At 71.7% G+C, this 24,279-nt stretch carries 23 protein-coding genes; 3 read left to right on the top strand and 20 right to left on the bottom strand.

Annotation, left to right across the window (positions count from 1 at the left end):
* Window positions 1-48: 48 nt before the first annotated feature.
* From fxsT to M1L60_RS02935, 16 genes are all read right to left on the bottom strand, one after another.
* Window positions 49-3,918, bottom strand: a complete 3,870-nt coding sequence (fxsT, locus tag M1L60_RS03010; RefSeq protein WP_253235696.1) for an FxSxx-COOH system tetratricopeptide repeat protein — start codon at window positions 3,916-3,918, stop codon at window positions 49-51.
* Window positions 3,915-5,093, bottom strand: coding sequence for an FxsC protein (gene fsxC / locus M1L60_RS03005; protein ID WP_253235695.1), 1,179 nt, complete (start codon window positions 5,091-5,093; stop codon window positions 3,915-3,917). Before fsxC ends, fxsT begins: the two co-directional genes overlap by 4 nt.
* Complete coding sequence (locus tag M1L60_RS03000; protein WP_253235694.1) at window positions 5,090-5,764, bottom strand: TIR-like protein FxsC; 675 nt, start codon at window positions 5,762-5,764, stop codon at window positions 5,090-5,092. The genes fsxC and M1L60_RS03000 overlap by 4 nt, the downstream gene beginning before the upstream one ends.
* A gap of 64 nt (window positions 5,765-5,828) precedes the next feature.
* Window positions 5,829-8,054, bottom strand: a complete 2,226-nt coding sequence (locus tag M1L60_RS02995) for an FxsB family cyclophane-forming radical SAM/SPASM peptide maturase (RefSeq protein WP_253235693.1) — start codon at window positions 8,052-8,054, stop codon at window positions 5,829-5,831.
* Between the two features lie 252 nt (window positions 8,055-8,306).
* A complete protein-coding gene (locus M1L60_RS02990) occupies window positions 8,307-8,516 on the bottom strand; it encodes a hypothetical protein (protein ID WP_253235692.1) in 210 nt (69 codons plus the stop codon).
* Window positions 8,517-8,527: 11 nt separating this feature from the next.
* Window positions 8,528-9,295: a transglutaminase-like domain-containing protein gene (locus tag M1L60_RS02985; protein WP_253235691.1), complete on the bottom strand. Its 768-nt coding sequence runs from the start codon at window positions 9,293-9,295 to the stop codon at window positions 8,528-8,530.
* A gap of 58 nt (window positions 9,296-9,353) precedes the next feature.
* On the bottom strand, window positions 9,354-9,908 hold the full coding sequence (locus tag M1L60_RS02980; protein WP_253235690.1) for a MerR family transcriptional regulator: 555 nt from the start codon (window positions 9,906-9,908) through the stop codon (window positions 9,354-9,356).
* A 165-nt stretch (window positions 9,909-10,073) separates the two neighbouring features.
* Entirely contained in the window at window positions 10,074-10,538 is a 465-nt protein-coding gene (locus M1L60_RS02975; protein ID WP_221377409.1) for a bifunctional nuclease family protein, read from the bottom strand.
* 105 nt (window positions 10,539-10,643) lie between these two features.
* Entirely contained in the window at window positions 10,644-11,312 is a 669-nt protein-coding gene (gene ftsR / locus M1L60_RS02970; RefSeq protein ID WP_253235689.1) for a transcriptional regulator FtsR, read from the bottom strand.
* Window positions 11,313-11,386: 74 nt separating this feature from the next.
* Window positions 11,387-11,833 (bottom strand): oxoglutarate dehydrogenase inhibitor Odhl, encoded by a 447-nt coding sequence (gene odhI / locus M1L60_RS02965; protein WP_203813631.1) that lies wholly within the window; start codon window positions 11,831-11,833, stop codon window positions 11,387-11,389.
* A 169-nt stretch (window positions 11,834-12,002) separates the two neighbouring features.
* Window positions 12,003-12,383, bottom strand: a complete 381-nt coding sequence (gcvH, locus tag M1L60_RS02960; protein ID WP_253235688.1) for a glycine cleavage system protein GcvH — start codon at window positions 12,381-12,383, stop codon at window positions 12,003-12,005.
* 39 nt (window positions 12,384-12,422) lie between these two features.
* Complete coding sequence (locus M1L60_RS02955; RefSeq protein ID WP_253235687.1) at window positions 12,423-13,475, bottom strand: DUF881 domain-containing protein; 1,053 nt, start codon at window positions 13,473-13,475, stop codon at window positions 12,423-12,425.
* Between the two features lie 4 nt (window positions 13,476-13,479).
* Window positions 13,480-13,812 (bottom strand): small basic family protein, encoded by a 333-nt coding sequence (locus M1L60_RS02950; RefSeq protein ID WP_221377406.1) that lies wholly within the window; start codon window positions 13,810-13,812, stop codon window positions 13,480-13,482.
* Entirely contained in the window at window positions 13,809-14,750 is a 942-nt protein-coding gene (locus tag M1L60_RS02945; protein WP_253235686.1) for a DUF881 domain-containing protein, read from the bottom strand. Before M1L60_RS02945 ends, M1L60_RS02950 begins: the two co-directional genes overlap by 4 nt.
* Window positions 14,750-15,355 (bottom strand): cardiolipin synthase ClsA, encoded by a 606-nt coding sequence (gene clsA, locus M1L60_RS02940; protein WP_253235685.1) that lies wholly within the window; start codon window positions 15,353-15,355, stop codon window positions 14,750-14,752. The genes M1L60_RS02945 and clsA overlap by 1 nt, the downstream gene beginning before the upstream one ends.
* 200 nt (window positions 15,356-15,555) lie before the next feature.
* A complete protein-coding gene (locus M1L60_RS02935) occupies window positions 15,556-16,221 on the bottom strand; it encodes a nucleoside/nucleotide kinase family protein (protein ID WP_253235684.1) in 666 nt (221 codons plus the stop codon).
* A gap of 50 nt (window positions 16,222-16,271) precedes the next feature.
* Here M1L60_RS02935 and M1L60_RS02930 point away from each other — a divergent pair, with 50 nt between their 5' ends.
* Window positions 16,272-17,189 (top strand): SDR family oxidoreductase, encoded by a 918-nt coding sequence (locus tag M1L60_RS02930; protein ID WP_253235683.1) that lies wholly within the window; start codon window positions 16,272-16,274, stop codon window positions 17,187-17,189.
* Here M1L60_RS02930 and M1L60_RS02925 read toward each other — a convergent pair.
* Genes M1L60_RS02925 through M1L60_RS02910 form a run of 4 tightly spaced genes read right to left on the bottom strand, consistent with a single transcriptional unit; the run spans window position 17,180 to window position 22,108 of the window.
* Window positions 17,180-18,109 (bottom strand): helix-turn-helix transcriptional regulator, encoded by a 930-nt coding sequence (locus M1L60_RS02925; RefSeq protein ID WP_498370521.1) that lies wholly within the window; start codon window positions 18,107-18,109, stop codon window positions 17,180-17,182. The two genes, M1L60_RS02930 and M1L60_RS02925, sit on opposite strands and share 10 nt — an antisense overlap.
* Window positions 18,110-18,142: 33 nt before the next feature.
* Window positions 18,143-20,098, bottom strand: coding sequence for a vWA domain-containing protein (locus tag M1L60_RS02920; protein ID WP_253235682.1), 1,956 nt, complete (start codon window positions 20,096-20,098; stop codon window positions 18,143-18,145).
* A gap of 2 nt (window positions 20,099-20,100) precedes the next feature.
* Window positions 20,101-21,519 carry a sigma 54-interacting transcriptional regulator gene (locus M1L60_RS02915; protein WP_253235681.1) on the bottom strand — a complete coding sequence of 473 codons (1,419 nt, stop codon included), beginning with the start codon at window positions 21,517-21,519 and terminating at the stop codon, window positions 20,101-20,103.
* Between the two features lie 10 nt (window positions 21,520-21,529).
* Window positions 21,530-22,108: a TetR/AcrR family transcriptional regulator gene (locus tag M1L60_RS02910; RefSeq protein ID WP_253235680.1), complete on the bottom strand. Its 579-nt coding sequence runs from the start codon at window positions 22,106-22,108 to the stop codon at window positions 21,530-21,532.
* A gap of 88 nt (window positions 22,109-22,196) precedes the next feature.
* Between M1L60_RS02910 and M1L60_RS02905 the strand changes: the two genes are divergently transcribed.
* A complete protein-coding gene (locus tag M1L60_RS02905; RefSeq protein ID WP_253235679.1) occupies window positions 22,197-23,159 on the top strand; it encodes an aldo/keto reductase in 963 nt (320 codons plus the stop codon).
* Window positions 23,160-23,169: 10 nt separating this feature from the next.
* The gene (locus M1L60_RS02900) at window positions 23,170-23,985 is read left to right on the top strand and encodes a PhzF family phenazine biosynthesis protein (protein WP_253235678.1); all 816 of its coding nucleotides are present in this window, start codon (window positions 23,170-23,172) and stop codon (window positions 23,983-23,985) included.
* The last annotated feature ends 294 nt before the right edge of the window (window positions 23,986-24,279 follow it).

Here is a 24,279-nt window from a genome sequence, read left to right as displayed (position 1 = left end):
AGAGCCCTAACCGTCAACGCCCTAACAGTAGGGCTCACCGAGTCACCCTCAGAACGGGTGGGGATCCAGGGTGCGGTGGACATAACGCCCTTCCCGCAGCGCCTCCACAGCCGGGTGGGTGTCGCCCAGCAGGTCGCGCAGGCGGCGGACGGCCTCGCGTTCCAGGGTCGGGTCGTGGCCCTCGACATCGGCCCGCATCAGCGACAGGTTGGCCTCGGCCCGGGCCGTGTCCGGGTGGTTGTGGCCCAGCAGGCGTTCGATGCCGGCCACGACCGGCACGATCATGTCGTAGGCCTCCGGCACCGCGCCCCACTCGGCCGTGAAGATGGCCAGGTTCATGCGGGCCGCCTGGGTGTACGGGTGGTCCGGCCCCAGCCGCCGGTCGAAGCCCTCGGCCGCCTCCCGGGCCAGCCGCCGCGCGGTGCCCAGGTCGCCCAGGGCGCGGGCCACCGTCGACCGGTTGCTCACGCAGGTCAGCGTGTGCGGGTGCGACGCCCCGAGCCGGGCCCGGTAGGACCGTTCGACCCGGGCCATCTCGTCCCCGGCCGTGTCCGGCTCCCCCGTGGCCAGCAGGTTGACCGCCCGCGAGAGCCGGCAGGCCAGCGTTTCCGGCCCGTCCGGACCGAGCAGCCGGTTCAGGTTGTCGTAGGCCAGGTCGAGCCGGTTGGCCGCCTCCCGCGACCGGCCCGCGCTGCGCTCCGACACCGCCAGGTTCGTCATGGTGCTGTACGTCTTCGGCGCGTTGTCACCGAACGCGCGGCGATGGCGGGCCAGCACGTCCTGCAGCAGGGTGATCGATTCGACGTACTCCCCGGCCTCGCGCAGGTCACGGCCGAAGTTGTTGCCGACCTGCAGGGTCAGGATGTGGTTCTCGCCCAGCACCAGGTTGCACCGCTCGTAGAGGTGCCGCTCGCGGTCCCGCGCCTCGCGCACCCGCCCCGACAACCGGAGCGAGCTGGCCAGGTTGTTCATGGCCATCATGGTGCGCAACTGGTCCTCGCCGAAGTTCTCGATCCAGGCCGCGGTGGTCCGCTCGTCCAGGCGCAGCGCGTCGGCGTACAGACCGAGAGCGCGCAGCGAGGCTCCCAGCCCGCCCGCCGTGGTCAGGGTGTGCGGGTGGTTCTCGCCCAGCAGGTCGCGCTGCTCGGTCAGCACCTGCTCGTCCAGGGCCCGGGCCTCGGCGAAGTCGGCCCGGTCGCGGACGATGTTGCTCAGGTTGAAGCGCAGATAGAGCAGCTGACGGCTCAGCGAGTCGCGCTCGGCCGGGTCGGTCAGCCGGTCGCGCAGCTCGGTCCAGCGGCGCACGTACTCCTCGGCCAGGCGGCGGCCGTCGTTGTACCCGCCGGACTGCCACACGTAGCGGACCCGGTCGATGATCAGCCGCCGGACCGGTTCCTCACGGGACAGGTGGGCCTGCGAGACCTCGAGGTGGGTCCACAGCTGGCGGAACCGGGGCCAGTTCTTGGGGTCGTCGACCTCGCCGGTGGGCCGGGCCGCGGCCAGCACGAGGTGCACCTGGCGGCGGGCCTCCTCGACCTGTTCGGGGGTCATCCGCTGGCGCACCACGTGCTGCACGATCCGGTGCACGTGGATCTGGCCGCCGCCGACGTCGACCTTGAGCAGGGCGAGCCGGTTGATCTGCTGGATCAGCGAGCCGCGGTACATGGCGTCGGTGACCATGGGGTCGAGCGGGCGCAGCAGTTCGGCCATCCGGTCGCTGTAGACCAGGTCGAGGGCGATCTGCGGGGCCAGCACCGAGCACAGGGTGAGCAGCCGGTAGGCCGCGGCCGAGCGCTCCTCGAGCCGTTTCAGCGACAGGTCCCACACCGATTCGAGGTTGGCCGGGCCGTACTGCTCGATGTGGCGCAGGTAGTCGGAGACCGGGGCGCCCGTGTCGGCCAGCCAGGCGCCGGCCGCGGCGACCGCGATGGGCAGGTCGCCGAGCAGCTCGGCCAGTCGGGAGGCGTCGTCGGCGCGCAGGCTGGGGACCCGCCGCCGCAGGTGGCTGATGCTCTCGCGGCGGTCGAACACGTCGACCTGGACGGTCTGGGCGTGCTCGCCCCAGGCCGCGTCGCGCGAGGTGACGATGACGTGGCCGCCGGGCCCGGCCGGCAGGAAGCGGCTGACCACGGCGATGTCCTCGGCGTTGTCGAAGACGACCAGCCAGCGGCCCAGGGCCCGGCCGCGGCGCAGCGCGCTCAGCACGGCCTGGGCCTGTTCGGCGATGCCGCCGTCGGAGGCCAGACCGAGCTCACGGGCCAGGTCGGACAGTTGCGTGTCGACGAAGGTGACCGGGTCGGCGTCGATCCACCAGACGAAGTCGTAGGCGTTGCGGAAGCGGTGGGCGTACTCCATGGCGACCTGGGTCTTGCCGATGCCGCCCATGCCCTGCAACGCGACCGGCGACGCCCCGGACAGCACGACCGGGCTGCTGCTGGTCTGCAGCTTGCCCCGCAGATCCTGCAGGTCTTTCTCGCGGCCGGTGAACTGCACGTTGCGGATGGGCGCGTTGAACAGCAGCGTCGACCGGCCGGGGTAGCGCAGGCCGATGCGGGTGCGGTCGAAGTCGTCGACCGGGTGCCCGACGAGTCGCAGCAGCCGGGTCACGGCCAGCTCCTCGGGCTGGCCGCTGAGGAAGGCCGAGTCGCTCTCGGACTGCCCGCGCAACGCGCTCACGTCGGTGACGTAGACGACCAGGGGCGTACGCGGGTCGGTCCGGTCGCGGGGCACCCGGGCCTGCTCGGCGAGCGCGTTGGCCGCCGAGACCACGGTCAGGATGCGCCCGGCCGGGGTGGGCACGTTGTCGGCGTCCGGGTCGACCGCGACCGGGTGGACGGTGACGCCCGCGGTCTCGAGCACCTTGCCGATCCACTCGGCCCAGACCCGGTCGTCGGGGGCGAAGCGCAGCGCGATCGTCGACTCGGGCCGGACCGTCGGGCGGACGAACCGGGCCGCGGTCCGCTCGCGCAGCGACTCCTCCATGGGCGGCAGCGCGGTGATCTCGCCGTCGGTGATGTATTTCGTCAGCGTCTCGTAGGCGGCCAGCATCGAACTGCGCGAGCCCGGCCGGTCGCCGAAGGTGGCCAGGGTCTCCTCGTACGCGTAGAAGGGAACGTAGGGCACCTCGACCGTCGACCAGTAGGCATCGCGCTCGGCCGTGGTCATGTTGCCGGGCAGCCCGCCGAACCGCTGGCGGGCGGCGATCCGCCCCGCGTCGGCCCGCTTGAGCTCGGCCAGGTCGACCCGCATGGGCACGGGCAGGATGCGGATCTGGCGGCGGCCCTGCTGCGACGACACGTTGGCGGCGACCGTGGCCGCGCCGTCGATGCCCTGCTCGCTGAACGTGAAGCAGTCGATCAGCACGTCGGGCATGTGCACCGTGCAGATGCCGGCCACGTCGCTCCACCCCGTCCGCGAGTCGATCAGGGCGTAGTCGTAGTGCTGCTTCATGTCCTCGCGCAGCGCGTCGAACAGTTGCCCGCCGCCCAGCCGCTCGTAGAACTCGTCCCAGTCGCGCTCGTAGACGCTGCGCGCGTAGTCCTGGTTCTGGCTGCCCGCGCCCAGGAAGTCGAGCGTGCCGCCGTTCGGGAACCGGTCCCAGTTGATCGTGAAGGCGTGCCGGCTGACCCGGGCGTAGTCGCGGTGCCAGTCGTCGTCGCGTTCCACGTCCTGCAGGGTGGCCTGCTCGTAGCCGCGGACCAGCTCGATCACGCCGCCCGAGTCGGCCAGCGCCTCGGGCTCGACGAACGGCCGGAAGAAGCGGTGCAGGCCGGGCGACTCGAGGTCCCAGTCGGCCACCAGCACCCGTTTGCCGTTGGCGGCCAGGATCCAGGCCACGTTGGCCAGCGCCATCGTGCGGCCGGTGCCTCCCTTGTACGAATAGAACGTGACGACCTTGCCGCCGCGGCCGTCGGTCATGCTGGTTCCCCCGTGATCCTGGGCAGGGTCGAGTCGGCGCCCTTGGGCAGGAACACCGGGGCGGTCTTGCGGTACGCGGTGCACGCCTGGTCGATGATGGACGGCATCCGTTCGGCCAGGCGGTCGGCGTCGCGCAGCAGCGTGATCCGGCTGCGCGCCACCCCGGCGGTGACGAGGGTATCGGCCACCGTGGCGTGCAGGGTGGCGCCGCGCGCGGCGTACTCCGGATCGGAGCGGTCGGCCACCAGCAGCACGGTCGCCCAGTCGGGGATCCGCCCGGCCAGCCCCGAGAGCCGCTCCAGGCCGTCGGGGGTGGCCGCCGCCCACGGGTCGATCAGCACCAGCGCCGCGCCCTGCCCGAGCGCGGCCAGGTCGTCCGGCCGGTCGACGATGCGGGTGGGCTGGCCCAGGCGTTCGGCCACATTGGCCACGTACTCGGCCAGCGGGAAGTGCTGCAGGTCCCGGTACGGAGTCCAGGCCCGGGCCGTCGTGCCGTACGACCCGGCCGTACGGCCCGGGGGCAGCTCGGATCGGGCCGGGGCCAGCACGGCCACGGTCAGCACGATCTCGCTGGCCGCGGTCGGTTCGGCGCTCACCTCGTCGATGGCCACGGCCAGCGGGGCCGGGCGCGGGGCGTCGGCGGCCAGCGTGACGATCTGGTAGGCCAGCCGGCGGACGACCGTGCGGTACTGGCGGCGGTAGAGGCTGAGCCTGGACATCGCCTGCAGGCCCTCCTCGGCGTACTCGGGAATGCCGGCGCCGAGCCGCAGCGCCGCACCCCGCTCGGCCTCGTGCTCCCAGGGTGACCAGGGCACCCACAGCACCGGCAGCAGGAAGCCCTCGGCCATGGCCGGGTCGGCGTAGCGGCTGATGAACGAGGCCCGTTCGCGCAGCGGCCACGACTTGTTGAAGTAGCCCGGCGAGTAGAGCGCGACGAACACGTCGGTGCTGCTCAGCACGTCGGCCAGCGCCGTCTTCCAGTCGGCCAGCGGCTGCACCAGATCGTCGTAGTAGCCGACCGGGGTGCGGCGGTCGGCCCCGACCAGCTTGGCCACCTCACCCGACAGCTCGGTGAACAGCTGCCCGGCCCAGTGATCGGTGTCGGGCCGGTCGTCGGCCCGCAGCCGCACCGAGTGCCCGTAGCTGAGGTAGAAGTAGTAGCGCGGCTGCGTCATCGGCCACCCCTCTCGAAGGTGGTGCGCAGGTCGCCGGGCCCGTCCAGGTGCAACGGCTCGACCCGGTAGTGCCGGCGGACCCGTTCCACGTGCTGCGCGATCCGCCACACGATGGCCTGGTAGATCGGCTCCTTGCCGGTGCGCAGCAGCCCCAGCAAACCCTCGGCCTGATAGTCGGCGCGGAAGTCGTCACGCAGCCGGGTCGGCATGAACAGGTTGACGTCGGCCACGGCCGGCGGCAGCGGGTCGCTCAGCGGCGTCCACAGCACCGGGACGACGGCACTCTCGTCGTGCGCCACGGGCCCCTGGCGGGCCACCACCGCCCGCCGCGAGAACAGGTCCCACTCCCGGGCGCACCACTCGCTGCCGGTCAGGTAGGGGCCGGACAGCAGGCAGATGAAGACCTGGCAGGTGCCGGCCGCGTGCAGCAGCCGCTTCTCCCACAACTCGCCGCCGCCGCGGGTGACGTCGAGGAAACCGGGGTCACGCCCGGGGACCGAGCCGATCAGGTTGTTGACGTCCTCGGTCAGGTCGTCGAAGAACCGCATGACGAACCGGTTGGCCTCGCGCGGCGGGCCGGCCCCGAACGCGGGCGGGTCGGGCCGCCAGTAGCTCAGGAAGAAGACCGGCGCCGCCGGATCCTCCCGCTCGGCCGCCGCTGCCACGCTCACGTCCTGTGCCACAAGACGCTCAGTCAACCATGGGATCGCAACCTCCACGAGGGACGGTGGTCGATCAGCCGGGCCAGCTGTGGACGGTGTCGGCCATCCGGCGCACGAAGCGGGCGCCGGCCGGGGTCAGCCGGTCGCCGGTGAGCAGCGCGTCGATGGCTTCGGCGGTCCAGTCGCGATACATCCGGAACAGCTCCGGGTTGTCGCGCCGCCGCCAGACGTCGGCCACGGCCAGGTGGGCGTACGCCCCCTGCAGGGCCGCCTCGACCGGGCGCGGGTCGGGTCGCCAGCCCACCCGCAGCCGCTCGGTCACCGCGTCGTCGGGCACGAGGTCGATCAGGTCGAGCACCGCGCCCAGCTTGGTGTGCTGGAACTCGTGCACGAGCAGCACGGCCAGCGCGGCCGGGTCGTCGGCCCGGGCCAGGCCGAGGGCGCCGAACGCGTGCCGGGAGGTGGCGCTGCGCAGGGTTCCGTCGGGCGCGGGGGCCAGCGGCACGATCGCCCGCAGACCCTGGCGCAGGCCGTCGAGCTGCTCGGGGGCGTCGGCCGCGAGGTGGTCCCAGGCCTGGGCCAGCACGGCCGACCAGCCCCCGGCGGCCGCGGCGTCGAGGTGCCCGGCCGCGGCGTGCTCGAGCCGGTCGCGGTAGGGGTCCGCGTCCTCGAGCAGGATGCGGACCCCGTCCACGGTGACCCAGCGGGCCTCGTGCCAGCCGTTGCGGGCCCCCGGCACCTGGGTGCGGCCGCCGGGCCAGCGCAGCGTGAAACCGCCCGGCTCGGGGATCACCGTGACCTCGGCCGCGGGCGCCGCGAAGAACCCGACCGTGGGCAGGTGGATGCGCCCGCCGTGGGCCCGCACCGGGATCTCGGCCTCGATCCCGGCCCGCACCGCGACCGCGGCCGCGATGGCCGCGGTCCAGTCCGGGTCGCAGTCCGAGCCGCCGCCGTCGAGGCAGCTGACCGCCCACGACCGCACGAACGGGTGCCGCAGCACCTCGTCGAACACCTCGGGCGCGCGCCGTTCCAGGTCGGCCAGCAGCCGCCCGCCGGCCGCGGTCTCCCCCACCACCTCGCCCACCAGGGCCCGGTTGACGGCCAGCTCGGCGTCGGCCAGCAGCGCGACCGCCGCCGCGTCGCCGTAGCCGTAGGCCAGCCCGTCGAAGGCGTCCGCCGGGAGTGCGCCGAGGTCGCCCGCGACCGGACCGGGGTGCTCGTTGATCGCGATGATGAGCTCCTTCAGGTCGTCGCAGTACACCGAGGGGTTGTCGAAGCCGCGGGCGGCGCTCCAGCGGTGCGCGGTCAGGCCGCCGCCGCACTGGCGCACGAGGTCGCAGGACCGGCACGTGTCCGACAGCGCTGACAACCCGGACCGCCGGCGGCGCATCGCGGGCAGGTCGGTCACGTCGTCGGCCGAGGCGTCGAACACGGTCAGACCGGTGGCGGCGCCGCCGTCCACGGTGGTCTTCATCGAGTCCGGCTCCTCCCACGCGCCGTCGGTCTCGATCACCACCACGTCGCCGTCGTCGAGGCCGACCGCCTCGGTCTGGCTCGGCCCGCCCAGCCCCAGCGAGCGGATCGAGTCGAACAGGCGGACCGGGACCGGGCAGCCGGCGGCCGCCCAGCGCTCGTGGAAGGCGCGCAGCCACGGACCGACCGGCGCCGGCGGCTCGTCCCAGGTGGCGTGGGGCAGCAGCAGGTCGATCCGCGGCGGGTCCTCGGCCAGCAACGCCTCGTAGACCGACTGCGGGTCGTTGGCCGGGTCGACCGTGCACAGCAGACCGGCATAGAGCGGGCGGTAGCGGGGGCGCCGCAGCAGCTCGAGGGCGGCCCGCACCTTCGCGTGGCTGGACGCGCCGTTGCGGTAGCGCCGGTGCCGGTCGTTGTCGGCCCGGCCGCCGTCGAGCGACACCCCGACCCGCACCCGATGGTCGAGCAGCAGCTCACAGGTCGGGGCGTCCAGGCGTACGGCATTGGTCTGCATCCGCAGGTCGAGCTCGCACACCGCGGTGATGGTGCCGCGCAACTCCTCGAGGACGGCGCGCAGCCGCCCGGCGCCGAGCAGCAGGGGCTCGCCGCCGTGCAGGATCACGCCCACCCGGGCCAGGCCGTGCCGCGCGGCGTGCTGGGCGATGCGCCCGGCCGCGGCCCGCACGGTCGCGGGGGCCATCGTGACGGGCCGCCCGCGCCAGGACTGGTCGGCGTGCTCGTAGATGTAGCAGTGGTCGCACGCGAGGTCGCAGCGGCTGTGGACCTTCAGCACGAAGTGGCGCAGCGGGCGCCACGGGCCGTCCACCTGAGGATCAGATCCCCGACGAGAAGGGGGTCACCTCGGAGCGGTCCCTGGTTCGCTCCAGCCGGACGATGCGCCGCACGATGCTCGCGGAGGCGGCGCGTCCGATCTGGTCGATGGGGCTCCGGCGGGCCTCGTCGAGCGGGCGCGGAGCGGGTGGTTTCGCAGCAGGCAGCGGCACGTCACGTCCCCCAGATCCCGGGTCTCAGGCACCTGGAAGCATAGACAACACCTGAGGTCATGTCACGGGCACGCTCAGTGGCGGCTGGGCCCCAGCACGCGATAGACGGTCGTCTTCTCCAGCACCCGCGGCTCCTCGACGTCGCCGTCGCACAGCAGGGCCACCGGCTGACGGGGCAGACCGGAGACGGTGTCGGGCATCCAGCCGACGACGAGCCAGACCTTGTCGTCGGCCGGAGCGGCGCCGAGTTCGCGCAGATAGAGCGGAAAATGCTGCGGGATCACGTCTACCGACGCTACAGCTTCTCCCGGGTCCCGCGGCGCGTGTTCAGCACTTCGGCCGGAACGACAACCGGTTCCTCACCAGCGGCGATGCGGTCGAACCGGGCCACGTCGACCTCCTCGCCGGGGCCGGGCATCGGGTCCCAGGCGTCCCACGGCAGCGCCTCGCCGCCGGCCCGGTCGAGGATCACCGAGCCCGCGACGAACCACTGCCCCCGGAAATCGGGGATGCCGCTGAAGCCGAACGTGTCCGCGTCGGCCTGCCCGGCCCGGATCCGGCGCCACGCCTCCGAGCCCGTCAGGAACCGGCCGTCCGGCAGATCCAGCGGGTCGAAGTCCATCTTGAGGGCCTCGCGCTGCAGGTCGTCGATCTGCGGGTCGGCCCGCCGCCACCGCTCGCCGTCGCGGAACTCGACGACCCAGTGGTCCTCCCAGAAATCGGGCAGGAAGTAGGACGCGAAACCGGCCCGGGCCCGGGCGTCCACGCCGTGGGCACGCAGCATCGCCGCCGTGACCACGGAGAAGCTGCGGCACATGGTCGACACCCGGTCGGCCGGCGGCCGGGCCTGTCCGAGCGGGCGGTCGCCGGCCGCGTCCAGCAGGTCCTCCGTGCGGCGCAGGTTCGCGGTCTCCGGGTCGGCCACCTTCACCCCGTACGCGTCGGCCCAGGCCTCATGGATGAACAGGCCCTGCACGGTGCGGACGATCGAGGCCAGGTCGCCCGGCAGCGCCGCCACCGCGTCGGCGTGACGTCCGAGATCGGTCATCGTTGATGTCGTCATGCCTTCAGCGTGACGGCTCACACAGTGTGAGGGTCAAGCCCGGCCTCGGGACAGCGGATCAGCCGGCGCGGCGGCGGGCCCGTCGTGCGGCCAGCTCGTCGCCGGCGGCGGGCTCCGGGTCGCCGACCAGCGGCACCGGGCCGCCCGCGGGCTCCGCGGGCAGGTGGGACAGCGAACCCTGGATCTCTTTGAAGGCGCCGCCGATGGCGATGCCGAACACGCCCTGACCGCCCTGCAGCAGATCGACGACCTCTTCCGGCGAGCGGCACTCGTACACCGTCGTGCCGTCGGAGATCAGCGTGATGCCGGCCAGATCCTCCACGCCGCGCGAGCGCAGCGCCTCGATCGCCCGGCGGATGTTCTGCAGCGACACCCCGGCGTCGAGCAGGCGCTTGACCACCTTGAGGACCACGAGGTCGCGGAACGAGTAGAGCCGCTGGGTGCCCGACCCCGACGCGTCCCGGATGCTCGGGACGACGAGCGTCGTGCGCGCCCAGTAGTCGAGCTGGCGGTAGCTGATGCCCACCGCCTGGCACGCCGTCACCCCGCGATAACCGACCGAGCCGTCCTCGCCGACGAGGGGACCATCTTGTTCAAGAGGCTGCTCGTGCACGCGACCACCTCCCCGCTGCGCGGTGCCGCCGCTTCACCTGGACTTCACGAGCGTATATCTCAGCGGTCGCGGAAACAGAGAAGTAACGCGGCGACACGCCGCGCGGGAGCGAGGCAGTTGTCGATCAACCAGCCCCGTGTGGCTGGTTTCGATCAGTGATGAGGATCAGCCCGCGAAGTCTTCGGGACGGACCTGGTCGAGGAACTCGCGGAACTTCTCGACCTCGTCCTCCTGCTCGTCCGGAATGACGATGCCGGCCTCGGTCAGCACCTGCTCGGCGCAGCGGATCGGCGCGCCCACCCGCAACGCCAGGGCGATCGAGTCGCTCGGCCGGGCCGAGACCCGCACGTCCTCACCGATCAGCAGGTCGGCGTAGAAGACGTTGTCCTTGAGCTCGGTGATCTCGACCGCGGTCAGCGGCGCCTCGAGCGCGGTCAGGATGTCGCGGAGCAGATCGTGGGTCAACGGCCGGGCCGGCTTGACCCCCTGCTGCTCGTACGCGATGGCGGTCGCCTCGACCGCACCGATCCAGATGGGCAGATAGCGATCGCCATCCACCTCTCGCAGCAGGACGATCGGCTGGTTGCTCGGCAGCTCCACCCGAACTCCGACCACGCTCAGCTCGCGCACAGCCCCGCCTCCGTGTCGTCCTCGCCCGCCTTGAACCCTCACCTGCACGTTACACGCACGGAGTGAGGTTCCCACCGCTGCGGCACACCCGGCGAAACAGGCCCGTCAACGCCCGAGTTCGCCGCGCAGCCCGGCCCGGACCAGAGCGGCGTGCAGACGCTGCGAGAGCGCCTGCAACTCACGGGCGGTCTCGTTGGCCCGGGCCCGCGCGGCCGGGTCGCTCTGGCGCACCAGGGGCGCCAGCAGCTGGGTGAACAGGCCGACCTCACGGTCCGAGGCGGCCCGGAAGCCGCGCAGATGGCGCAGCTCCAACCCGTACTTGGTCAGGCCGACCACGGCCTCCACGATGACCACGGCGTCGCCGTCGTACCACCCCGGAGGACGGGCCGTGACCAGGCCCATCCGCTCGAGCTCGTCGAGCAGCTCGCCCGTCGCGCCCGTGCGTTCCATCACATCCTCCCGGGGGACCCGGGTGTCGGACGGATCAGCCGCCTTCTCGGCGCCCACGGCGACCAAGGCCGGGCGGCTGGGCGCCACCGGCTCGGACTCCATCTGTTCCAACTGCTCGCGGATCACCCGCAGCGGAAGGTATTGATCGCGCTGCGCGGTCAGTACGAAACGCAGGCGCGCGATGTCGTTCCACGAGTACTTGCGGTACCCGGAGGCGGTGCGCTGGGGATCGACCAGCCCCTCCGCCTCCAGGAACCGCAACTTCGAGATCGTCGTGTCGGGGAACTCGGTGCGCAGATGGGCCAGCACCTCCCCGATGCTCATCAGGGCAGCCTCACGCTGACCCTGGGGACGCGAGGCCCCCGGGTCGCGTGCTGCCGCCCCCGACGAATTCACTGCTAGTTGCCCTCGCCCTCGGGCCGCGGGCCGGCGATGAAGACCAGCCGGAACTTGCCGATCTGGACCTCGTCGCCGTTGCTGAGCGTGGCCGCCTCGACCCGCTCGCGGTTGACGTACGTGCCGTTCAGCGAGCCCACGTCGCGCACCGTGAAGGTGCCGCCGTCGCGGTGGAACTCGGCGTGGCGGCGGGACACCGTCACGTCGTCGAGGAAGATGTCACTGTCGGGGTGCCGTCCACTGGTCGTCACGTCGTGGTCGAGCAGGAAGCGGGCGCCCGCGTTGGGACCCCGGCGCACCACCAGCAGCGCCATCCCGGGCGGGAGCGAGCCGGACATGCGGCTCGGCACCACGTCGGTGTCGGGACCCTCGAGCACCTCGTCGAGGGCTCCGAGGTTCAGCGTGGACGTGACGTCGAGTGGGGGGAACTCGTCGTCTGGGCGCGTCATGGACCACCTCGCGGATCAGTTGGTCGTCGCCTCGCGGCACGGGTCTCCCCCGCCGCAGCCGGAAGGCTTGGACGCACGACTATCGGTTTTTCTTCAGACATAACAATGTTGTGCCCCGCGAGCCTAGTCAGCGCCAATATCGCGGGGCAACCGGACACACTGACTTGCGTCAGCTCTCCGTCAAAGCTTTGTATGCGTTCGCGTCCAGCAGCTGCGCCACCGCGGCCGGATCGGCCGGCGCGATCTCGACCAGCCACCCGGCCGCATAGGGCTCGGCGTTGATCAGTTCCGGCTCGTCGCCCAGCGACGCGTTCTTGGCCACGATCGTGCCGGTGATCGGCGCGTACAGCTCGGAGACGCTCTTGGTCGACTCGACCTCGCCGAACGTCTCGCCCGCCGTCACCTCGGCGCCCTCGGAGGGCAGGTCGACGAAGACGATGTCGCCGAGCGCGTCCTGCGCGAAGTGGGTGATGCCCACGCGCACGGGACCGCTGCCGTCACCGGCCACCCACTCGTGTTCAGCCGTGTACCGCAGGTCCTCAGGAATCACGCGTTCTCTCCCGTTTAATGGCTATCACCGGCGCGCCTTTCAGGACGCCGGCCGTGCGTATTGCAATGTCGTGGCGTCGCGTACCGCGGTCACTTCGACCAAGGTCCGTTGTTCCAATGTCACGCTACCGCCGCCGGAGTTCACCGACGCCACCACCCCGCCCGGGATCTGCAACGCGGTCTGCATGACCTGAGGCACCCCGATCACGGTCAGCGTGTACGGTCCGGTCATCCGGTCGCCGTCGACGATGACGCCGCCGCCCTCGGCGTCCACGAAGTAGCTGGACGCCACGATCCGGACGGCCTTGCCCTCGGCCCCGGCGATCTGCATGACCTCGCCGCCGGCCCCGCGCAGCTCCTGCACGGTGTTGAGGATCGCCGAGGCCTTGACCCCGTCGATCACGATCCGCAGGCCCGGTCCCCGCCCCGGCACCGTGCCGGCCAGCAGACCCAGCTCGTCGGCCCGCTTCTCGGCCTCGGCCAGCGCCGCCTGCCGCCCCGCCACGCCGCTGGTGAGCTGGCGCTGGCTGGTCTCCAGGGCGCTGATCTCGCTCTGCAGCCGGCTGTCGCGCGCCTCGAGCTCGCTCAGGATCCGGACCAGGTCCTCCTGCCGCGCGGTGGCCAGCCCGTCGCCGCCGTCGTTGCTCCGCAGCTGCACCACCAGCGTGAACCCGAACAACGCGAGCAGAGCCAGGATCAGCAGGCCCGCCGGCGACGACGACGGCCGCTTCTTGAGCGTGCTGAAAAAACCAGGCTTATTTTGTACGACTTCCGGCCGCTCAGCCGGAGGCGGTGCGGCCGCCGCCACGTCGTCCCCCGCTGCCGCCTTCACCCGCTCTGTGTCATCGACAGGTTCGGGCGCCTCGGTCACCGGTTCGGGTGACGGCACGGACAGCCGCCTCGTCGGCCCGTCGAGATCAACAGTCTTCGGCTCGAGCAGCGCCTTCCGGGGCGTCTCCACCGTCGGTCCCTCACCGCTCAGCAGCTGCGTGACCTCGTCGGCCTCGTTCTCGACGGGCACGGGCGGACGGCCGGCCGTCGGCATGCCGGGCTCGGCGTCGTACTCGGGCCGGGGTTCGCTCTTGTCGGTCATCGCATCACGCCCGGAACAGGTGCCGGCGGATCGCCGCCACATTGCCGAAGATCCGCACGCCGAGCACCACGACCACGCCCGTGGACAGCTGCGTGCCCACCCCGAGCTGGTCGCCGAGATAGACGATCAGCGCCGCCACCAGCACGTTCGAGATGAACGAGACGACGAACTGCTTGTCGTCGAAGATGCCGTCGAGCTTGGCCCGCACCCCGCCGAACACCGCGTCCAGCGCCGCCACCACCGCGATCGGCAGGTACGGCGCCAGCTCCGGCGGCACGGTCGGATGGAACACGATGCCCAGGGCGACACCGGCGATCAGGGCGAGAACGGCGATCATCGGCCGCCTTCCGACGATGAGCGGGACGGCTCGGCCGGGGTCGACGGCGAGCCGGAGAGGAATGTGGAGGGCGCGGGCGGCGGCAGCGACGGTTCGGCCACCCGCAGCTTGAGCTCGGTCGCCGCCTCGAGCCGCAGGTCATCGGCCTTACGCGAGTCGAACGACATCCCGTACTTGGCCGCGAGCTGCTCGAAGAACCGGCCCGCGTACCCGTCGTGGAAGTCCCTCGCGAGGTCGTCGGGGCCGATCGCCGTCACCTCGTACGGCGTGGTGACCGGGCTGAGGTCGACCAGGATCGCCTCGCCGGCCTGCCGGATCGTCGACGTCGCGGTCAGCCGCTGCCCGTTGACCGCGATCGCCTCGGCCCCCAGCGACCACAACGCGTTGGCGGCCAGCTGCAGGTCGGAGTCCTTGACCCGGGCCGCCGTGTTGCGCTCACCGGTGACCGGGTTGATCGGGGTCGGCCCGTCGGCCACGGTGATCTTCGCGCCCGAGCCGCGGACGGGGGCCAGCCCGGTGGCCGCCTCGGTGTCCTGCAGCTTGCGCGCGGCCTCGCCGCCGAGTTCCCGGTCGCGCAGCGCGGACACCTCGTCGGCCAGCCGATCGGCCCGTTGCTGCAGCTCTTTGGTGGTCTCGCGCCGGTTCTGGACCTGATCGATCAGCTCGGCCCGGGCCGTCGTGCGGGCCGGCTCGTCCGCGATCGTCTGCTGATAGGCCACGACCAGCAGGAAGCCGAGCACGACCAGGGCGACCGCCAGCGACGCGCTGCGCAGCGCCTTGGGGGTGCCGGTGGGCTCCCCCTCGCGCTGCTTACGGGCGGCGGCGTCGGCGTAACCGGGTTCGAGCGGATTGCGGAACAGCTCGGTGAGGAAGTCCGGCGCGTACACCCGCTTCGCCGGCTGCGCCTCCTCGCCGGGCGGGTCGGGCGCGACAGTCATCAGGCCGCCGCCCGCGAGGCCCGCAACAGCCGGGCGGTCTGCAGCAGATAGAGCACGCCCGCGGCCCAGTACAGCCCGAGCGCCCACCACGCGAGCCCCCAGCCCAGCGGCCCGGCCCACGAGTCGATCGACGGCACGGCCGCGGCCAGCAGGATCACCGGGAACGCGGCCAGCAGCACGAACGTGCCGGTCTTGCCCACGTAGTGCACGGGCGGCGGACCGTAGCCGTGCCGGCGCAGCACCAGCAGCGCGATGCCCAGCACCAGCTCGCGCAGCAACAAGGCTCCGGTCAGCCAGTACGGGACCACGTCGCGCAGGGTGAAGCCGATCAGCGTGGCCAGGATGTAGAGGCGGTCGGCGAACGGGTCGAGCAGCTCCCCGAGCCGGCTGACCGAGTTCATCCGCCGCGCCACGTAGCCGTCGACCCAGTCGGTCGTACCGCCGACGGCCAGCACGATCACCGCAGCCACGTCGTGCTGCGGCCCGAGCAGCAGATAAAGAAAAAGAGGAACGCCGAGCAGCCGGATGAAGCTGATGACGTTCGGAATCGTCCAGATCCGGTTGGAGGGAGCGGAAACGGTGGACGACGCAGGCTGCTGCGACATCGACTTCCTCTCCCCCTCGAGCACCGGGCGTCCCGGCGACACCCCCGGCGAGAGGCACGGCACTGCCCGGATGCATGCGTCCCCCGACGCCCGGACCCCCGACCGGCCACTCGCCGAGCAACTATAACGAGCTTCAGAATCTCCGTCGCGGACCCGTCACGTGTCGCACAACGTGTCCGCCGTCCTAGGAACCTAGCTCATTACAACCGGACATCCCAGGAGGGTCGCGCGGGCGTGTCGTTGTGCACGACCACGTCAGCCCGCTCGGCGGGACGGACAGTGTCCGCGTAGTACTGCTGTGTGGGGCGGTAGCGCTGCTCGAACCGCCGCTCGACGATCTCCGCCGAGCCGTACTCGGCCTCGTCGCGGACCCGGGCCCGGTCGAGGGTGACCCCGAACGACGTCGCGACGAGCACGCGCAGGTCCCAGTGGTCGTCCAGCTCCGGGCGCATCAGGAACACGCCGTCGAACAGCAGGACGGCGTCAGGTCGGGCCGTTTCCCAGGGCGGGGTCAGCGCGACATCGGTGACCCGGTCGCGGACCGCCCCGCGATACCGCCGGTTCCCGCCGGGGCCGAGCGGGCCGAGCAACTGCTGGTGCAAGGCGTCGAAGTCGAACGAGTCGTGATAGTTGCTCTCGATCGAGAACTCGCCGCGCCGGTACCGGTCGGCCCGGGGCCGCAGGAAGTTGTCGATCGACGTCCGGATCACCTCGCGGCCGCGGGCGCGGAGCACCGCGCCCAGCTCGTCGGCCAGCGTGGTCTTGCCCGCCGCGGGCCGGCCGTCGATCGCGACCCGCACCGGGTGAGGCCGGGTCACCGAGCCGATCAGATCGGACAGGTCGCTGAGCATCTCGTCGCGGATCATGCCGGAAAGAGTGCCATCGGTTGTCAGGTTTTGCCGGGAGCATGACTCCCATGGCAGAACAACCACTGACAGGCAAGGTCGCGCTCGTGGCCGGAGCGACCCGGGGCGCCGGACGACAGATCGCCGTGCAGCTCGGCGCAGCCGGGGCCACCGTGTACGCGACCGGGCGCAGCACCCGGGGCCGGCGCTCCGAGATGGACCGGCCCGAGACGATCGAGGAGACGGCCGAGCTGATCACCGCGGCCGGCGGGCGGGGCATCGGGGTGGTCGTCGACCACCTGGTGCCCGAGCAGGTGGAGCAGCTCGTGCAGCGCATCGACGGCGAGCAGGGCCGGCTGGACGTGCTGGTCAACGACATCTGGGGCGGCGATCCGCTGGCCACCTGGCACAAACCGGTGTGGGAACAGCCGCTCGACAAGGGGTTCCGGTTGCTGCGGCTGGCCATCGACACGCACATCATTACTTCCCACTACGCGCTGCCGCTGCTCAACCGGGAGCCGGGCGGGCTCGTCGTCGAGATGGGCGACGGCACCACCGCGTACAACGAGAAGAACTACCGCCTCTCGGTCTTCTACGACCTGGCCAAGGTGAGCGTCAACCGGCTGGCGTTCGCGTGGTCGCAGGACGTGGCGGCAACCGGCGGCACCGCGGTCGCGCTGACACCGGGGTGGCTGCGGTCCGAGATGATGCTCGACGGGTTCGGGGTCACCGAGGACAACTGGCGCGACGCCTGCGCGAAGGAACCGCATTTCGCGATCTCCGAATCCCCGGCGTACGTCGGAAGGGCCGTGGCCGCCCTGGCCGGTGACCCCGACCGGGCCCGCTGGAACGGCCGGTCGGTCTCGAGCGGCGAACTGGCCCAGGTGTACGGCTTCACCGACCTCGACGGCAGCCGGCCCGACGCCTGGCGCTACCTGGTCGAGGTGCAGGACCCGGGTAAGCCGGCCGACGTGACCGGTTATCGGTAGAGAGCTCTCATGCTTTCGGCCGCTTTCCTGAGACGCTGCCGCAGCGCCGGCGGGGCCAGCACCTCGACCTCGGGCCCGAGGCGCAGCATGTACGTGTAACCGACGTCGAGCGACTCGACGGGAAGCCGGGTCCGGACCCAACCGTCCGGGTCCGGCTCGTCCGTCACCGCCTCGCGCAGAGCCACGTCCTCCACGACGAATCGCAGCAGGCGCTGCCCGTCGGGACTCAGCCGGATCTCGATGGTCTCGCGCAGCATCTGCCGGACGAACTCGACCGCCCGCTCGGCCCAGAACGACGGCAGGTCGAACCCGGGCCCGCGGTCGAAGGTGCGCCCGGTCGGCGCCACCTCGGTGATCCGGTCGACGCGGTAGGAGCGCAGCGACTCCCCCACCCGCCCGACCAGGTACCAGACCCCGTTCTTAAGCACGAGACCGTACGGCTCGACGACCCGTTCGACCTCGTCGGGGCGCCGGTACCGCATGGTCAGTTCCAGGTCTTGCCACACCGCCTGGGCCAGCTCGCCCAGCACCGGCGGCGTTTCCGGGTCGTGGAACCAGCCCGGCGCGTCCAGGTGGAACCGCTGCCCGGCGATCGACGACGCGTCCCGCAACCCCGGCGGCAGGGCCGCGAGCACTTTCAGCTGTGCAGTTCTCGCCGATTCGCCCAGGCCCAGCTCACGGGCCGGACCGGGCAACCCGGCCAGGAACAACGCCTCGGCCTCGGCCCGCGACAGCCCGGTCAGCCGGGTGCGGTAGCCGTCGACCAGCTGATAGCCGCCCGCCCGGCCCTGCAGGGCGTACACCGGCACCCCGGCCGCCGACAGCTCGACGACGTCGCGATAGACGGTGCGTTCGGAGACCTCGAGCTCTTTGCTCAGCTCGGCCGCCGTCATCGAGCCGCGCGACTGCAGCAGCAACACGAGATTGATCAGTCGCGCGGCCCGGATGACGGATCAGCGCCTTCCGCGCCGGGCCCGCACGTAGTCGTCGACCACGTACCGCCCCAGCTCGTCAGCGTCCGGGCTGAACACCCGGCCGCCGTTGCGTTCGGCCACCGCGGCCACGAACCGCTGCAGCCCGTCGTCCTCGCCCAGCATGAAGAAGTTGAGCGTGGCCCCGAACCGGGTCAGGTGGTCGACCTCGTGGATAGTGGCCCGGATCGTCTCGGGCAGCGGCGGCCACCAGAACATGGCCTCGCCGTCCGGCTCGAGGTGGGCCGTCGGCTCGCCGTCGGTCACCACCAGCACCACCGGCTCGGCCCCCGGGTGACGGCGCAGGTGGCGGCCGGCCAGTTTGAGCGCGTGCTGCAGGTTGGTGCCCTTCTCGGCCGTCGGGTCGATCGCGGCCAGCTGCCCCTGCGACAGCGCGCCGGCGTACTTGCCGAACCCGATGATCTGCAGCGAGTCCTGCGGGAACTGGGTCGCGACCAGGTGCGACAGGGCCAGCGCGGTCTGCTTCATCGGGCCCCAGCGCCCGTCGGCGTACATCGAGTAGGACAGGTCGACGCAGAGCGCGACCGCCGCCGAGGCCCGCCGCTCGGTCTCGGCCACCTCGAAGTCGTCCGGTTCCAGGCGTACGGGCAGAACCCCCACCCCACCGCGGGACGCCTGCCGCCGCACCGCGTTGCCGATCGTGCGCACCACGTCGAGCGGTTGCTCGTCGCCGAACTCCCAGCGCCGCGACGACCCGATCAGGTCGCCCGCCGCGCCGGCGTCGCGCAGGTCGTGCTGCCCCTGCTTGCGCCCCGACAGATCGTCGAAGACCTGGGCCAATGCCGTACGCCCGAGCCGCCGCAACGCCTTGGGCGAGAGCGTCAGCCCCTCGCTGTCGCGGGTGACCCACCCCTGCCGGCTGAGTTCCCGTTCGAGTTCCCGCAGGCGGCGGACGTCGTCGGCCGCGCCCCGGCCGAGCTGGCGTTCCACCATCTCGACGTCCACGTCGTCGAGCGTGGCTCCCGGATGCTCCTGGCCGAGCTGGTCGAGCAGCTCGTCGAGCTCCCCGATCTCGCCCAGGGCGGCCGCGGCGTCGCCGTAGCCCAGGTCTTGCGGCCCGCGCATCCGCTCGCCGCGCCCCCAGTTGAGGTTGGGCCGCAGCGCCCGCAGGTTGTCGGTGAGCTCGCCGAGCTGACCGCGCAGCGGCCCGTCGCCCAGCGCCTGGTCCATCAGCCGCGACAGCTCTTCCTGCTGCTGCGGCGACAGCGAGCGCATCAGCCGCTCGGCCGCCGCGGCCTGCCGGGCCAGCGAGTCGATCAGCTCGTCCACGTTCTTGGGGTTCTCGGGGAAGAACTGGCCGTGCTTGGCCATGAACTGCTGGAACGCGTCGTCGGTGTCCTCGCCGCGGGCGTGCTTGGCCAGCAGGTCGTTGAGGTCGGACACCATCTCGCTGACGCCCTGCATGTCGCCCGACTGCAGCGCCTGCTTCATGCCGGCGAACCGCTGCTCGACCACCTCGCGCCGCAGCCCGTCGAGGATCTGCTGGTAGAGCTGCTGGGCCTCGGACGACGCCCACTGGTAGTCGGACAGCTCCTCGACCGCGCGCGACGTCGAGCGCGGCAGGTTGTCGAGCACGGCCTCGCTGAACCGGGCCGCGTCGTCGTCGCGCCGGGTCAGCTCGTCGCGCTCGGTGGCGACGGCCTGGTCGAGCAGCTGCTGAGCCCGGGTCACCGCGCCGTCGAGGTTGCCCCGGCGCAACGCCTCGCGACGGAGCCGGCGGGCCCGGTCGCGCAGCGCGTCGAGCCCGCGGCCCTCCTGCGGGCCCCGCCGCACCAGGTCACGCAGCACGTCGCGCAGACTGTCGCCGGCCAGGACGCGCTCGCCGACCTCGTCGACGGCCGCCCGCACGTCGTACGGCGGGGCGAGCGGGTCGGGCCCGTCGCGCCACGCCCCATACCTGAACCTGCCGGAAGCCATGGTCAGCTCCCGTACAGGGTGCGGCCGTCGTCGGTGAGTTCCTTGGCCAGCCGTCTCGTCAGGTGGAGCCCCTCGAGCACGAACTCGATGGCCGACGCCGCCTGCCCCGGCGAGGGCGCGTCGCCCAGGCCGAGCCGGTCGAGCACCTTGGCCAGCCCTGGCACGGTGCCGATCTGGCCCAGCAGCTCGTCGGCGCTGACCAGGTCGCCCGTCTCGATGATGGCGCCCTCGGCCACCAGGTCGGTGAACCCGGACAGGTCGAGACCGGACAGCCGGTCGCGGAACGTCTCGGCCGTCGCCACCCGCAGCAAGTGGGCCAGGACCTCGGTCTCGCGCCCCTCCTCGCCGCTCTCGAACTCGACCTTGCCGCGCAGCGTCGACGTCACCGAGACGGTGTCGCAGACGCGGGCCACGGCCTCCCGCTCCTGCCGCAGACCGCTGCGCCGCAACGCCGAGGCCGCCGTGGTCTCGGCCGCGGCGATCGCGAACCGGGCCGAGATGCCCGACCGCGCGTCCACCGCCGGCGACTCGCGCACCGCGCGCGTGTAGCGGGCCAGCACGTCGATCAGGTGGTCGGGCACGGACGCGACCAGCGCCGCCTCTTGCCGGATGAGCTCGGTCTCGAGCGACAGGTCGACCGGGTAGTGCGTACGGATCTCGGCCCCGAACCGGTCTTTGAGCGGGGTGATGATGCGGCCGCGGTTGGTGTAGTCCTCGGGGTTGGCCGAGGCCACCAGCAGCAGGTCGAGCGGCAGCCGCAGCTGGTAGCCGCGGACCTGGATGTCGCGTTCCTCGAGCACGTTGAGCAGCGACACCTGGATGCGCTCGGCCAGGTCGGGCAGCTCGTTGACGGCGAAGATGCCCCGGTTGGTCCGCGGCACCAGCCCGAAGTGGATCGTGTCGGGGTCGCCCAGGGCCCGGCCCTCGGCCACCTTGATCGGGTCGACGTCGCCGATCAGGTCGCCGACGCTGGTGTCGGGGGTGGCCAGCTTCTCGCCGTACCGCTCGGAGCGGTGCAGCCAGCCGATCGGCAGCAGGTCGCCCGTCTCGGCGACCAGCCGCCGTGAGGCCGGAGTGAGCGGATGGTAGGGGTGTTCGTGCAGCTCGGAGCCGCCGATGACCGGGGTCCACTCGTCGAGCAGGTCGATCAGCCCGCGGATGAGCCGGGTCTTGCCCTGGCCGCGCTCGCCCAGCAGCACCATGTCGTGCCCGGCCAGCAGGGCCCGCTCGACCTCGGGCAGAACGGTGTCGTCGTAGCCGACGATGCCGGGGAAACGCGGCGCGCCCGAGCGCAGCCGGGACAGCAGGTTGTCGCGCAGTTCTTCCTTGACGGTGCGGAACTCGTGGCCGGAGGCCCGCAGCTCGCCCAGGGTGCGCGGAAGGTCGGACGGGGGTGTGATCGCGGTTGGTGCATCTGTCACCGCACGAACGCTACTCCGGCCCTGTGACAATCCGCCGCAGCTCGCTTTCCGGAAACAGCCGGCGCACCGCCGCCACCACCGCGGCGCGGCGGCGGGCCGGCTCGTCGTGGCCCGGTGTGACCACGGACTGACCGGCCCAGGCCATGGCGATCTGGTTGACGAACATCAGGATGTCGACCGCTTCCCAGGTTTTGTCGAGCTCGCCGTCGGCTTGCGCCTGCTTGAGCGTCTCGATCTTGCGGCCCATCGATGTCCGGAGCGGGTTGTCGGCCGGATCCTCGGGGGCCAGTTCGAGCTGGCCCCACATCATCAGGCGGTAGCGCTCCGGGTGCGTCGTGAAGTAGTCGTAGACGCGGCCGGCGTACTCGGGAAGGTTTTTCGGGTCGAGCCGGGTGGCCTCGGCGATGGCCGTGAGCTCCTGCGCGGCGACGTGGCGGTAGAGCGCCTCCTTGCCGCGGTAGTACGCGTAGATGCGCTCCTTGCTGGTGCGGGCCTCTTTGGCGATCCGCTCGATGCGCGCGCCGGCGATGCCGTACCGGGCGAACTCGGCCGTGGCGGCGGCGACGATGCGCTCCTCGGTCGAGTCCATGGTCACAAGATTACGGCCGGGTTGGCGTTCACCCGGTCTCGGGCTAGGGTCAAACCAAACAGTTTGGTTTGGCTTTTGGGAGATCAACATGCAGCAACGCACTCTCGGGATGCAGGGCCTGAGCGTCTCGGCCCTCGGCTACGGGGCGATGGGCATCAACCTGGCCTACGGTCCCGGCGACGAGCAGGAAGGGGTCGCCGCCATCCAGCGCGCCCACGACCTGGGCGTCACGTTCTTCGACACCGCCGAGCTGTACGGGTGGGGCGAGAACGAGAAGGTCGTCGGTCGGGCCGTGAAGGGCTTCCGCGACGAGATCGTCATCGCCACCAAGTTCGGCTTCACCCACGACTTCGGCTTCGACAGCCGCCCCGGCCACATCCGCGAGGTGGTCGAGAACAGCCTGCGCTACCTGGGCGTGGACACGATCGACGTGCTCTACCAGCACCGGGTCGACCCGACCGTCCCGATCGAGGACGTGGCGGGCACGGTCAAGGAGTTCATCGACGCCGGCAAGGTGAAGTATTTCGGACTCAGCGAAGCGGGCCCGGCGACGATCCGCAAGGCCCACGCCGTGCAGCCGGTGTCGGTGCTGCAGACGGAGTACTCGCTGTTCGAGCGGGACGTCGAGCAGCTGTTCCCGACCTTGCGCGAGCTGGGCATCGGCTTTGTGGCGTACTCGCCGCTGGGCCGTGGCTTCCTCACCGGCGCCGCCAAACCGGCCGCCGAGTACGACGAGAGCGACATGCGCCGCCACGACCCGCGGTGGCAACCCGGCAACTACGAGAAGAACCTTGAGGCCGTACGTCGTTTGGGCGCGCTGGCCTCCACGCGGGGCGCGACGGTTTCGCAGCTGGCCCTGGCCTGGCTGCTGGCCCAGGGCGAGGACATCGTCCCGATCCCCGGCACCCGCAGCGTGCAGCGCGTCGAGGAGAACTTCGCGGCCGCGTCGTTGCAGTTGTCGGCCGAAGACCTGGCTGCCATCGCCGAAATCCTGCCGTCGGGCGGCGTCGGCGCCCGATATGCGGGTGGCATGACGCCGACCTGGGTCTAGTTTTGGCGGCATGACTGTGGTGCAGCGATACGTGGCCTTCAGCACCGACCCCGCCGGCGGCAACCTCGCCGGCGTGGTCCTGGACGCGGCCGGCCTGGACGACGCGACCATGCTGAAGATGGCCGCGGACGTGGGCTACTCGGAGACGGCCTTCGTGACCCGGACGCTGGGCGAGGACCACTACGGCGTGCGGTATTTCAGCCCGCTGGCCGAGGTCCCGTTCTGCGGCCACGCCACGATCGCCACCGCGGTCGCCCTGGGCCCCGGCTCTTACATCTTCACCACGAGAGCTGGCGAGGTGCCGGTTACGGTCGAGGACGGCCAGGCCACCCTGACCAGCGTCGCCCCGACGATCGACGAACTGCCGCCGTCGACGCTGGCCGCACTGTTGACGGCGCTGCGCTGGTCTTTGTCGGACCTGGACCCGGAACTGCCACCCCAGATCGCGTACGCCGGGGCCTACCACCCGATCATCGCCGCGCGTTCTCGTGCCCGGCTGGCCGACCTCGACTACAACTTCGACGCCCTGAAAAGCCTGATGGAGGCTCGAGGCTGGACCACGATCCAGCTGGTCCACCGCACCGGCCCCACCACGTTCGACGTGCGCGACCCGTTCCCCGTCGGCGGCGTCGTGGAAGACCCCGCCACCGGCGCCGCGGCGGCCGCCCTGGGCGGCTACTTGCGGGCGCTGCGCCTGGTGAGCCCCGACGCCACCCTGCACCTCCGCCAAGGCGACGACCTCGGCCGCCCCAGCCGGCTCACCGTAAAACTGGAACCCGGAGACCCCGGAGTCCGAGTCAGCGGAGCCGCAGTGCCGCTCGTCTAGAACGAGGTTTGCCAGGCGTAGTTCACCGCGTGCCCTTATCGCTGGTCGATGGCCGATCGGCTGCCCCAGTCTTGGGCATCGCGGTCAGGCACGGCTGGCCAGGCATCGAGCGCCATACCCACCCTCGCTGATGCCCCCACGCGATATCGATTCTCGATCAGCCGCCTCCGCACCGCACGCCGTGGGCGAGGTGTTTGCGGCCTGTCGCGGGTTGTCGGGTCGCTTCCCAGGCACTCGGCGTCGTGGCCAAGGCAACTGCCGCCCCTCGCGGACGGCGGGTGGTCGAGCACTTCC

The organism is Paractinoplanes aksuensis (assembly GCF_024137025.1).
Taxonomy (GTDB): domain Bacteria; phylum Actinomycetota; class Actinomycetes; order Mycobacteriales; family Micromonosporaceae; genus Actinoplanes; species Actinoplanes aksuensis.
Note: the sequence above shows the minus strand (reverse complement) of the source record. Positions and strands in the feature narration are given on the sequence as shown.

Excerpts from the sequence above, each read along its gene's own strand:
- odhI (WP_203813631.1), bottom strand. The coding sequence starts at position 11,833 with ATGACGCGCCCAGACGACGAGTTCCCCCCACTCGACGTCACGTCCACG.
- clsA (WP_253235685.1), bottom strand. The coding sequence starts at position 15,355 with ATGTCGCAGCAGCCTGCGTCGTCCACCGTTTCCGCTCCCTCCAACCGG.
- M1L60_RS02950 (WP_221377406.1), bottom strand. The coding sequence starts at position 13,812 with ATGATCGCCGTTCTCGCCCTGATCGCCGGTGTCGCCCTGGGCATCGTG.
- M1L60_RS02935 (WP_253235684.1), bottom strand. The coding sequence starts at position 16,221 with ATGATCCGCGACGAGATGCTCAGCGACCTGTCCGATCTGATCGGCTCG.
- M1L60_RS02945 (WP_253235686.1), bottom strand. The coding sequence starts at position 14,750 with ATGACTGTCGCGCCCGACCCGCCCGGCGAGGAGGCGCAGCCGGCGAAG.
- fsxC (WP_253235695.1), bottom strand. The coding sequence starts at position 5,093 with ATGACGCAGCCGCGCTACTACTTCTACCTCAGCTACGGGCACTCGGTG.
- M1L60_RS02920 (WP_253235682.1), bottom strand. The coding sequence starts at position 20,098 with ATGGCTTCCGGCAGGTTCAGGTATGGGGCGTGGCGCGACGGGCCCGAC.
- ftsR (WP_253235689.1), bottom strand. The coding sequence starts at position 11,312 with ATGAGCATCGGGGAGGTGCTGGCCCATCTGCGCACCGAGTTCCCCGAC.
- fxsT (WP_253235696.1), bottom strand. The coding sequence starts at position 3,918 with ATGACCGACGGCCGCGGCGGCAAGGTCGTCACGTTCTATTCGTACAAG.
- M1L60_RS02930 (WP_253235683.1), top strand. The coding sequence starts at position 16,272 with ATGGCAGAACAACCACTGACAGGCAAGGTCGCGCTCGTGGCCGGAGCG.
- M1L60_RS02905 (WP_253235679.1), top strand. The coding sequence starts at position 22,197 with ATGCAGCAACGCACTCTCGGGATGCAGGGCCTGAGCGTCTCGGCCCTC.
- M1L60_RS02985 (WP_253235691.1), bottom strand. The coding sequence starts at position 9,295 with ATGACGACATCAACGATGACCGATCTCGGACGTCACGCCGACGCGGTG.
- M1L60_RS02900 (WP_253235678.1), top strand. The coding sequence starts at position 23,170 with ATGACTGTGGTGCAGCGATACGTGGCCTTCAGCACCGACCCCGCCGGC.
- M1L60_RS02955 (WP_253235687.1), bottom strand. The coding sequence starts at position 13,475 with ATGACCGACAAGAGCGAACCCCGGCCCGAGTACGACGCCGAGCCCGGC.
- M1L60_RS02910 (WP_253235680.1), bottom strand. The coding sequence starts at position 22,108 with ATGGACTCGACCGAGGAGCGCATCGTCGCCGCCGCCACGGCCGAGTTC.